Origin of the sequence: Aureimonas ureilytica (assembly GCF_001475935.1) — a bacterium.
In the GTDB taxonomy this organism is placed as follows: Bacteria; Pseudomonadota; Alphaproteobacteria; order Rhizobiales; family Rhizobiaceae; genus Aureimonas; species Aureimonas ureilytica_A.
Genome location: NZ_LDQA01000047.1, coordinates 59,338 through 69,754 on the forward strand (window position 1 = coordinate 59,338; position 10,417 = coordinate 69,754).

The window sequence follows — 10,417 nt, forward strand, 5'->3', positions numbered from 1 at the left end:
CCTGTCTCGTTCAGCTTCCAGAGGCCCGGCCTCATGCCCTATCAGTTCGACTTTTCCTGGCTGGCCCCTTACGCGCCGGCGCTTCTCAACGGCGTGCGGGTCACGCTTCAGCTCATCTTAGTGGGCGGCACGCTGGGCATTCTCGTCGGCATCGCCTGCGCCTGGGTCCGCGCGCTCGGGCCCAAGGCGCTGCGCTGGCCGGTCTCGGCCTATGTCGAGATGATCCGCAACACGCCCTTCCTGATCCAGCTCTTCTTCATCTTCTTCGGCCTGCCGGGCCTCGGCATCCAGATGGACGAGATGAGCGCGGCCTATCTCGCCATGACGATCAATCTCGGCGCCTATGCCTGCGAGATCATCCGCGCCGGCATCGAGGCGACGCCCAAGGGCCAGTACGAGGCGGGCGCGAGCCTCGCCATGACGCGCTGGGAAACGTTCCGCCATGTCGTGCTCGTGCCCTCGCTCCAGCGCATCTGGCCGGCGCTCTCCTCGCAGGTGGTGATCGTGATGCTCGGCTCGGCCGTGGTCTCGCAGATCGCGGTCGAGGATCTGACCTTCGTCGCCAATTTCATCCAGTCGCGCAATTTCCGAGCCTTCGAGACCTATCTCGTCTCCACCATCATCTATCTCGCGCTGGCCATTCTCGTGCGCCGCGCCATGGGGCTTCTCGGCTCGGCCCTCTTCCCCAAGCGGAGGCCCGCATGATCGAGTTCTCGACCTGGGACATCCTGCGCAACCTGCTTCTGGCGGCGCGCTGGACGGTGGTTCTCTCGCTTGTGTCCTTCGCGGGCGGCGGCCTTGTCGGCCTTCTCGTCCTGTTCGGGCGCATCTCGCCGCGCAAGGCCATCCAGCGCGCGGCCAAGGCCTATATCGAGCTTCTCCAGGGCACGCCGCTCCTGATGCAGCTCTTCCTGATCTTCTTCGGGCTCGGCCTGTTCGGCGTGAACGTGCCGGCCTGGCTCGCCGCCGGCTCGGCGCTGACGCTCTGGAGCGCGGCGTTCCTGGCCGAAATCTGGCGCGGCTGCGTGGAATCGGTCTCCAAGGGCCAGTGGGAGGCCTCCGCCAGCCTCGGCATGGGCCGGCTCCAGCAGATGCGCCATGTCATCCTGCCCCAGGCGCTCCGGGTCGCCGTGCCGCCCACCGTCGGCTTCTCGGTGCAGGTGGTGAAGGGCACGGCGCTCACCTCCATCATCGGCTTCACCGAACTCTCCAAGGCCGGGACGGTGGTCACCAACGCCACGTTCCAGCCCTTCACCGTCTATGGCCTCGTCGCGCTCATCTATTTCGCGCTGTGCTGGCCGCTCTCCAAGTCCTCGCAGATCCTCGAAAGGAAGCTCAATGTCGCTCATCGCGGTCACTGAGGTCAAAAAGCGCTTCGGCTCGAACGAGGTCCTGAAAGGCATCAATCTCGACGTCGCGCCCGGCGAGGTCATCGCCATCATCGGCAAGAGCGGCTCGGGCAAGTCCACCTTGCTTCGCTGCATCAACGGGCTGGAATCGATCGACGGCGGCTCGATCCTGGTCGCCGGCGCGCAGCTTCTGCCCGACGAAACGCATCTGAAGGCGCTGCGGCTGAAGGTCGGCATGATCTTCCAGCAGTTCAACCTGTTTCCCCATCTCACGGCCGGACGCAACGTGATGCTGAGCCAGACCGTAGTGAAGAAGGTGCCCAAGGCCGAGGCGGAGGCCATGGCGCGCCGGCAGCTGGAGCGGGTCGGGCTGGGGCACAAGTTCGACGCCTATCCCGACGAGCTCTCGGGCGGCCAGCAGCAGCGCGTCGCCATCGCCCGCGCGCTCGCCATGCAGCCGATCGCGCTTCTGTGCGACGAGATCACCTCGGCGCTCGACCCCGAACTCGTGGCCGAGGTTCTGGCCGTGGTGCGCGAACTCGCCGCCGAGGGCATGACGCTGATGATGGTGACGCACGAGATGAAGTTCGCCCGCGAGGTCGCCTCGCGCGTCGTCTTCATGCATGAGGGCCGCGTCCACGAGATCGGCCCGCCGGAAGAGCTGTTCGGCAACCCCAAGACGCCCGAGCTTCAGCGCTTCCTCGGCCACGGGCAGGCGTGAGGCCGCGCCGGCGGAGGCGATAGGGGCAGCTTGCTATTTCGAAGGCCTTCGGGCCAAGAGCGGGGCGCGCGGGATCGACCCGCCCGCACGCTCCCGCCCGATGCCCGAAAGAGCCTGATATGACGGATACCCAGCCTCGCCTTGCCGTCAGCCTCCTGATGCTGCTGTCGCTGGCGACGCTCTGGGGCGCGTCCTATTCCTTCATCAAGCTCGGTGTCGCCACCATTCCCCCGGTGACGCTGATCGCGGTGCGCACGCTGATCGCCGGTAGCCTGCTTCTGGTCATCCTGCGCCTTCGCGGCCTTCGCCTGCCGACCGACCGGCGCAACACCAAGCGCTTTCTGATCCAGGCGGGGCTCAACACAGTCGTGCCCTTCACGCTCGTCGCCTGGGGTTCGCAATACGTGGATGCCGGGCTCGTCACGATCCTGAACTCGCTGACGCCCGTCTTCGCCTTTCTGATCAACGCGCTCGTCACGCGGCACGAGGCTGTGACGGGTCGTAAGCTCGTCGGCGTCCTGTTGGGGCTTCTCGGCATTTGCCTGGTGATCGGCCCGTCCGCGCTCGGCGGGTTGAACGAGGCGCTTCTGGCGCAAGGCGCCATCGTGTTCGCCGCCGTCGCCTATGGCGCGGCCGTCACCTTCGGGCGCACGTTCCGCGATCTCGACCCGATGATGCCGGCGGCGGGCTCTCTCCTCTGGGGCGGGATCGTGCTCCTGCCTTTCAGCCTCGTGCTCGACCACCCGTGGACGCTCGCGCCCTCGCAAAGCTCCATCCTGGCGCTGCTGGCGCTCTCGGTCTTTTCCACCGCGCTCGCCTTCGTTCTCTATTTCAATCTCCTGTCGCGCATCGGCTCGATCGGCACCACGGCGCAGGCCTACCTGCGCGTTCCCATCGGCGTCGGCATCGCCATGGTGTTCCTCGGCGAGGTGCCGCAGCCCAGCGCCTGGGTCGGGCTCGTCTTCGTCATCGCCAGCGTCGTGATGATGACCCTGCCCGCCCGGCGACTTGCCCGCACAGCCTGATCGCCCCCAAGCGCTGTTTCACGTGAAACAGAAAATTAACAACTCTCCGCCGACCGCACATTGACATGATACTGACATGTCAGTTAGCAGTTAGGAAACGCGGGAGGATTTCGTGGGCGATCAGGGTTTTGGTTTGTCGGCAGCGCTGGTGACGGTGTTGGGCGAGAGCGGTTCGATTGACAGCGGCGCCATGGCGCGTCACGCGCGCTGGTGTCTCGATCAGGGCTGTTCCAGCGTCACGCTGTTCGGCACCACGGGCGAGGGCTCGTCGGTCTCGCGCACGGAGCGCACCAGCCTCATCCGCGCCTTCCGTGAAGCCGGCATCGCGCCCGCACAGACGATCGGCTGCGTCATGGCCAATGCGGCCGGCGACGCGACCGAACAGGCGGCCGAGCTTCTGGAGGCCGGCGCGCGCGGCGTGCTTCTCGCCCCGCCCTCCTATTTCAAGAACGTGTCGGAAGACGGCGTCTTCGCTTGGTTCAACCAAGTGCTGGGCGCGCTGGGAGCCAAGGCGCGCGGCATCATCCTCTACAACATCCCCTCGGTCACGGCGGTGGAACTCTCCGTCCCGCTGATCGGGCGCATTCGCGCGGCCTTCCCGAAGGCCATCGCGGGCGTCAAGGATTCCTCGGGCAACTGGCCCTATACCGAGCGGCTTCTGGCCGAGCACAAGGACATCGCCATCCTGATCGGCGACGAGCGGAGCTTGGCGGCTGGCGTGCGGCTCGGCGCACAAGGCGCGATCTCCGGCATGGCCAATCTCCTGCCCGAGCGGCTTCTGCCGATGATCCGCGAAGGGCGCGACGACAAGGGTGTGCATGAGCTGGTGGACGCGGTGCTGACCTTCCCGGTGACGCCGGCGGTCAAGGCGCTGGTCGCCCATCGCACGGGCGAGGCTGGCTTCGCGCGGGTGCGCGCGCCGCTCGTCTCGACGCCTGCGGAAGGCGCGGCGCGCCTCGGCGCGATCTACGACGCGCTCAACGCGTCCCAAGCGGCCTGACGGAGCGCCGACGCGTGGACGCCGATGTCGGAAAGGGTCGAGGCGGGGATGCTCTCAAGCTGCGCGAGCGGGCTTACGAGAGCATCATCGAAAAGCTGATGGCGCGGGATTTCTTGCCCGGCGAGTTCGTCTCGCAGCGCCAGCTCGTCGCCCGCACCGGCCTGCCGCTCGGCGCCATCCGCGAGATCATTCCGCGCCTCGAATCCGAAGGCCTTCTCGTCACCGTGCCCCAGCGCGGCATCCAGATCGCCCATGTGGACCTGAACCTCATCCGCGAGGCCTTTCAGTTCCGCCTGTTTCTGGAAAAGGAGGCGATCGGCGTCTTCACGGTTCAAGCGAGCGACGCCACGATCGCCGCCCTGCGCGCCGAGCACGAGGCGATGCTGGCGCTGGCGCTGTCGCGCAAGCTGACGGAAGAGGAAGAGGCCAGGGCGCAGGCGATCGACTGGCGGCTGCACGACACGTTCATCGACGCGCTCGGCAATTCGATCATCGCCATGGCCTACCGCGTCAACTCGGTGAAACTGCGCCTCATTCATCAGGAGCGCTATCGCATCGACGGGCGCGTCGTGCCCGTCATGCGCGAGCATCTCCAGGTGATCGCCGCCATCGAAAGCCGCGACCCGGCGCGCGCCACGGAAGCGATCGCCGCCCATATCGACAATGCCAGACGATTGGCGCTCACCGTCTGAAACGGACGAGCGCGCCGGGACAGGTCGTTGGAGGACGCCGCCCGGAGCCACCAAAGGGGAGGAAGACCACATGACCCATCGCACGATCGCCCTGTCCCGCCGCCAGTTCCTGGCCGGCACCGCCGCCGCGGGCGCTTTCGCGCTCAGCGGCATCCGCCCGAGCTTCGCCGCTGGCGTGGACTGGAAGAAGCACGCCGGCACCACGCTGGAAGTGAACCTCACCAAGAACCCGCGCGGCGAACTCCTGCGCAAATATCAGGCCGAGTTCGAGGCGCTGACCGGCATCAAGGTCAATGCGGAAGCCACGCCCGAGCAGCAGCAGCGCCAGAAGGCGGTGATCGAGCTGACCTCCGGCAAGCCGAGCTTCGACGTCATCCATATCAGCTTCCACGCCCAGAAGCGGCAATATGAGAAGGCCGGCTGGCTGGCCGATCTCTCGCCCTTCATGGCCGACCCCACGCTCACCGAAGCCTCGCTCAAGGAAAGCGACTTCGCCCCCGCCGGCCTGTCCTATGCCAAGGACCGCGAAGGCCGCATCCGCGCCCTGCCCTTCTCCGTGGACTATTGGATCGTCTACTGGAACAAGGAACTCTTCGGCGCCAAGAACATCGCCTTCCCCGAGACGTTCGAAGCCATGCTGGAAGCAGCGAAAGCCCTCACCGACAAGTCGGCCGGCACCTCCGGCTTCGTCGCGCGCGGCATGAAGAACGCCAACACGCCGGTCTGGACCTCGCTCATGCTCGGCTTCGGCCAGCAGGCGATCGGGCCGGACGGCAAGATCCTGGCCGACGACGAAAAGGGCGTCGAGGCCGCCAAGCTCTACCAGAATCTGATGACGCAATGCGCGCCGCGCGGCGTCACCGGCTTCAACTGGGCCGAATGCCAGTCCGCCTTCCTCCAGGGCAAGGTCGGCATGTGGTTCGACGGCTGCGGCTTCGCCGCGCCGCTGGAGAACCCGGAACTTTCCCGCGTCGTCGGCAAGGTCGGCTATCATGTCGTGCCCGCCGGCCCGGCCGGTCCCGCCGCGCCGACGCTCGGCGACGGCATCGCGGTGACGGAGGCCTCCACCAAGAAGGAAGCCGCCTATCTCTATTGCCAATGGGCCGTCTCGAAGGAAATGGGCGCGCGCCTGTTCCAGGCGGGCGCGGGCGTGCCCTTCCGCACATCGATCGTGGAAGACCCCGAGGTGCGCAAGGGCGTGACCATGCCGGCCGAATGGGCCGATGCGATCGCCGCCTCCGCCAAGGTCAGCCAGATCGCGCTGCCGGTGATCATCCCGATCACCGAGTTCCGCGACATCTACGGCGTCGCCCTCACCAATCTTCTGGGCGGCGGCGACCCGGCGGCCGAGCTGAAGAAAGCCACCGAGCAGTTCAAGCCGATCCTGGAGCGAAGCGAGGCCTGATGAGCGCCGTGATCTCCCGAGCCGACGAGACGGAGGCGGCTGCGGCCGCCCCGCGAAAGCGCAAGCGCCTTCGCCCCTTCTACTGGCCCTTCGTCATTCCCGCGCTCGCCGTCACCTGCGCGGTGATCGTCTTCCCTTGGGTCTTCACGGCCTGGATGAGCGCCCATTCCTGGCGGCTCGGCGGCGACACCGCCTTCGTGGGCCTGGAGAACTATGCCCGGCTTCTCACCGACACCCGCTTCTGGGAGTCGATGGGGCACACCTTGTTCTACACGATCCTCTCGGTGGTCGCGCCGCTGGTGCTCGGCACCTTCGCGGCCGTCCTGTTCGATTCCAAGATGCCGCTGCGCGGCGTGCTGCGCGCCATCTTCGTCATGCCGATGATGGCAACCCCGGTCGCCATCGCGCTGGTCTGGACCATGATGTTCAACCCTTCGCTCGGCGTTCTCAACTATCTCCTGTCGGTGGTCGGCCTGCCCGAGCAGTCCTGGATCTACGATCAGTCCACCGTCATTCCCTCGCTGGTTCTGGTGGAAACCTGGCAATGGACGCCGCTCGTCATGCTGATCGTGCTGGGCGGCCTCGCTTCCTTGCCGCGCGAGCCCTATGAGGGCGCCGAGATCGACGGGGCCAATGGCTGGCAGAAGTTCCGCTATATCACCTTGCCTCTGATCGCGCCCTTCATGATGGTCGCCGTCATCATCCGCTCGATCGACGCGCTGAAGAGCTTCGACATCATCTATGCGATGACCCAGGGTGGGCCGGGCACGGCGTCGGAGACGATCAACATCTATCTCTACAACGTCGCCTTTTCCTATTACGACATCGGCTACGGCTCGGCCATCGCCGTCGTCTTCTTCGCCGTCATCATCGCACTGTCGCTCGTCATGCTTCACCTGAAGCAGCGCGCGAAGTGGAACGATTAAGAGCGCCGATCAACACCTCGCAGGGTCGGCTGGTCGGGTCTTTCCACTGGCCAGGGCGAGCCTAATATCTCGCCCGTCCTTCGGACTGTCCCGAATGCTTGGCCTCGGCCCCCAGCATCCACTGCGCTTCGCGCAGCAACGACTGACGAAACCCCCTCGAACACCCTCCTCCCGGAGGTAGTGATAGACGCTCGGAGGACCCTCATGACGCTTCGCCGCCAGTTCGACCGGATCGGCCTCTTCTTTCTTGGCCTCGTCCTCGTCTCGCCCGCCGTCTTCTTCTTCGTCTGGATGCTGTCGCTTTCGCTCAAATTCGAGATCGACAACGGCGCCTATCCGCCGGTCCTGATTCCCGAGCGCATCGCCTGGGGCAATTACGCCAAGATCTTCCAGGAGAACGACTTCCTCCTTTATTTCTGGAACTCGGTTCTCGTCACCGGCATGGCGACCCTTCTCGCCCTTCTCGTTGGCGTGCCCGCCGGCTACGGCATCGCCCGGCTGAAGGCCGACAAGGCCGCCATCGTCATCATGATCGCGCGCATGACGCCGGGCCTGTCCTTCCTCATTCCGCTCTTCCTCCTGTTCCAGAATCTCGGCCTGCTCGGCACGCTCTGGCCGCAGATCATCATCCATCTCGTGGTCACCGTGCCCATCGTGATCTGGGTCATGATCGGCTATTTCGAGACGACGCCGCTGGAGCTGGAAGAGGCCGCGCGCATCGACGGCGCTTCCGCTTGGCAGGTCTTCGCCAAGGTCGCGCTGCCCATCGCTCGGCCCGGCATCGTGGTCTCGCTGATCCTTGCCGTCATCTTCTCCTGGAACAATTTCGTCTTCGGCATCGTGCTCGCCAACCGCGAAACCCGCACCCTGCCCGTCGCCGTCTACAACATGCTCTCCTTCGAGCAGGTGAGCTGGGGGCCGCTCGCCGCCGCCGCTCTCGTCGTCACCCTGCCCGTCCTCATCCTCACCCTTCTGGCTCAGCGCCAGATCGTCGCCGGCCTCACGGCAGGCGCTGTGAAATAAGCTCGAAACGCGGGGAGAAGACGCGGGCCGGATCGGCCGGTCTTTTCCACCTCGCCCTTGTCACGAATGCATGGCCCGCCGCAGGCCGCGCTTGAGCTTCGCACCCGTTTGAAACCGCGAACGTCTCTCGCCCCTACCTTGCCTGCGGGTCTCGTCCCCAGTTCGAAAAGGAACCGCTCATGGCCTCCGTCACCATCCGGAACGTGAAGAAGAGCTTCGGCAGCGTCACCACGATCCATGGCGTGTCGATCGACATCGCGGACGGCGAGTTCGTCGTCCTTGTCGGCCCGTCCGGCTGCGGCAAGTCCACGCTGCTGCGCATGCTCGCAGGGCTGGAGGAGATTTCGGGCGGCGACATCCTGATCGGCGGGCGCGTCGTCAACGACCTGCCGGCCAAGGAACGCGATATCGCCATGGTGTTCCAGAACTACGCGCTCTATCCGCATATGTCGGTGGCCGATAACATGGCCTTCGCGTTGAAGCTCAAGAGCGTGCCGAAAGCCGAAATCGAGAAGCGCGTGAAGCCGGCGGCCGACATTCTCGGCCTCTCCAGCCTTCTCGACCGCTTCCCGCGCCAGCTCTCGGGCGGCCAGCGCCAGCGCGTCGCCATGGGCCGCGCCATCGTGCGCGATCCGCAGGTCTTCCTGTTCGACGAGCCGCTCTCCAATCTCGACGCCAAGCTGCGCGTCTCCATGCGCGCCGAGATCAAGAACCTCCATGGCCGGCTCGGCACCACCACGGTCTATGTCACGCATGACCAGATCGAGGCCATGACCATGGCCGACAAGATCGTCGTCATGCGCGATGGGCGTGTAGAGCAGGTCGGCGCGCCGCTCGATCTCTACGACCGCCCGGCCAACACGTTCGTGGCCGGCTTCATCGGCTCGCCGTCGATGAATTTCGTCCAAGGGCGCGTCGAGGGCGACGGATTCGTGACCGGCGATGGCCTGCGCCTTCCCCTTCCCGCCGGGCTCGGCGCGGTGCCTCCCGGCGAGGCGACCTATGGCGTGCGCCCCGAGCATGTGCGCATCGGCGAAGGCGGCGTGCCGATCCGCGTCGAGGTGGTGGAGCCCACGGGCTCGGAGGTCATGGTGGCCGGCAAACTCGGCGACCAGCCCATCTCCTGCCTCTTCCGCGAGCGCCTGGCCCTGCGACCGGGCGAGATCGTCCCTGTTCATGTCGAGCCCAAGACCAGCCATCTCTTCGACCGCGCCAACGGCATGCGCCTCGGCGCTGGCGAAGCGCGCGCCTGACCGAGCACGCGCCTGAGGGAGCGGACCGCTGGGCGATCCGCGACCCGCAAGGTTTTTGGTGGACGACTTCCGGCGAATGCCTTCCATGCGCCGGAAAGCCCCTTTCCGTCTGCTTCGAGGATCGCCCGCGTCCACCAAGGCGCGCCCGCCAACCGAGAAGACTTCAGCACGGCGCTTCCATCATCCAGCCTCGCGTCCGGCAGTTCCATGGCGCAGCTTGCGCCAAGCTGACCACCCATGACAGATTTCCGACACGAGCGCCGTTTGGCCCTTGCCATCACCCCGCGATTTCATTAATCAGCCTCCAACGCCACATGGCGTCGACCACACAAGGCGCTCGTCGCCTGCGGCTCTTCGGAGCCAACCTCAAACGGAGAGGTGGCAGAGTGGTTGAATGCACCGCACTCGAAATGCGGCATACGGGCAACCGTATCGGGGGTTCAAATCCCTCCCTCTCCGCCATTTAGGATTAAGACTCTGGCCCACCCTCATTAGTGGCCGGATTTGAATCTAATGCATGGTGGGTATGGCGACCATGGTTGAGGTTGCCGGCGAAGCGGGCTGGGGTAGTGCAACCGGCCACGGCACGGCGGCTGGAGCGGGTGGGCGGTAGCCTAAGCTCGAGGGGAGGCGCTTGGTGTTGTCGTGACCCCGCCAGCTTTCGATGATGATGTGAGCTTCGGCGCGGCTGTAGAAAATCTCGCCATTCAGGAAATCGTCCCTGAGCCGTGAGTTGAAGCTCTCGCAGCACCCGTTTTCCCAAGGCGAGCCCTGTCCGATGAAGGAGGTCCGCGCACAGACTGGGGCGATCCAGTCGGCTCCGCTTTGGCGATGAACTCCGGGCCATTGTCGGAGCGGATGTGTCCTGGCACGCCGCTTAGGATAAAGAGTCGGATAGGACATCGAGGACGTCGGTAGACTTATACCAACGGGCACTGATCAGAACCGATGTGCCCAGTCGCGCATGCCGATGGAGATGATTTTCCAGGGCTGATTGACGAGTTTGTTCCAGGCCTCGCAGCA

At 65.6% G+C, this 10,417-nt stretch carries 10 protein-coding genes, 1 tRNA gene and 1 pseudogene; 11 read left to right on the plus strand and 1 reads right to left on the minus strand.

The genetic code is table 11. From position 1 onward, the window contains the following. Window positions 1–33: 33 nt before the first annotated feature. The 11 genes from NS365_RS17765 to NS365_RS17815 all read left to right on the plus strand — a co-directional run bounded on the left by NS365_RS17765 (window position 34) and on the right by NS365_RS17815 (window position 9,856). Window positions 34–705, plus strand: coding sequence for an amino acid ABC transporter permease (locus tag NS365_RS17765; RefSeq protein ID WP_058601635.1), 672 nt, complete (start codon window positions 34–36; stop codon window positions 703–705). Beyond that, entirely contained in the window at window positions 702–1,361 is a 660-nt protein-coding gene (locus NS365_RS17770) for an amino acid ABC transporter permease (RefSeq protein ID WP_058601636.1), read from the plus strand. Before NS365_RS17765 ends, NS365_RS17770 begins: the two co-directional genes overlap by 4 nt. Next, on the plus strand, window positions 1,339–2,070 hold the full coding sequence (locus NS365_RS17775) for an amino acid ABC transporter ATP-binding protein (RefSeq protein ID WP_058601637.1): 732 nt from the start codon (window positions 1,339–1,341) through the stop codon (window positions 2,068–2,070). Before NS365_RS17770 ends, NS365_RS17775 begins: the two co-directional genes overlap by 23 nt. Window positions 2,071–2,189: 119 nt before the next feature. Then, window positions 2,190–3,095: a DMT family transporter gene (locus NS365_RS17780; RefSeq protein WP_058601638.1), complete on the plus strand. Its 906-nt coding sequence runs from the start codon at window positions 2,190–2,192 to the stop codon at window positions 3,093–3,095. 112 nt (window positions 3,096–3,207) lie between these two features. Further along, window positions 3,208–4,095, plus strand: coding sequence for a dihydrodipicolinate synthase family protein (locus NS365_RS17785; RefSeq protein ID WP_058601639.1), 888 nt, complete (start codon window positions 3,208–3,210; stop codon window positions 4,093–4,095). 14 nt (window positions 4,096–4,109) lie between these two features. Next, the gene (locus NS365_RS17790) at window positions 4,110–4,787 is read left to right on the plus strand and encodes a GntR family transcriptional regulator (RefSeq protein WP_058601640.1); all 678 of its coding nucleotides are present in this window, start codon (window positions 4,110–4,112) and stop codon (window positions 4,785–4,787) included. A gap of 70 nt (window positions 4,788–4,857) precedes the next feature. Then, complete coding sequence (locus NS365_RS17795) at window positions 4,858–6,192, plus strand: ABC transporter substrate-binding protein (protein ID WP_058601641.1); 1,335 nt, start codon at window positions 4,858–4,860, stop codon at window positions 6,190–6,192. Further along, complete coding sequence (locus tag NS365_RS17800; RefSeq protein WP_058601642.1) at window positions 6,192–7,118, plus strand: carbohydrate ABC transporter permease; 927 nt, start codon at window positions 6,192–6,194, stop codon at window positions 7,116–7,118. Before NS365_RS17795 ends, NS365_RS17800 begins: the two co-directional genes overlap by 1 nt. A 204-nt stretch (window positions 7,119–7,322) precedes the next feature. Further along, the gene (locus NS365_RS17805) at window positions 7,323–8,141 is read left to right on the plus strand and encodes a carbohydrate ABC transporter permease (RefSeq protein ID WP_058601643.1); all 819 of its coding nucleotides are present in this window, start codon (window positions 7,323–7,325) and stop codon (window positions 8,139–8,141) included. Between the two features lie 179 nt (window positions 8,142–8,320). Beyond that, window positions 8,321–9,394, plus strand: a complete 1,074-nt coding sequence (locus NS365_RS17810; protein ID WP_058601644.1) for an ABC transporter ATP-binding protein — start codon at window positions 8,321–8,323, stop codon at window positions 9,392–9,394. 372 nt (window positions 9,395–9,766) lie between these two features. Beyond that, window positions 9,767–9,856 (plus strand) — tRNA-Ser (locus NS365_RS17815). 48 nt (window positions 9,857–9,904) lie between these two features. Here the strand turns inward: NS365_RS17815 and NS365_RS23710 are convergent. Continuing rightward, window positions 9,905–10,417, minus strand: a pseudogene (locus tag NS365_RS23710) (integrase core domain-containing protein); the annotation flags it as partial.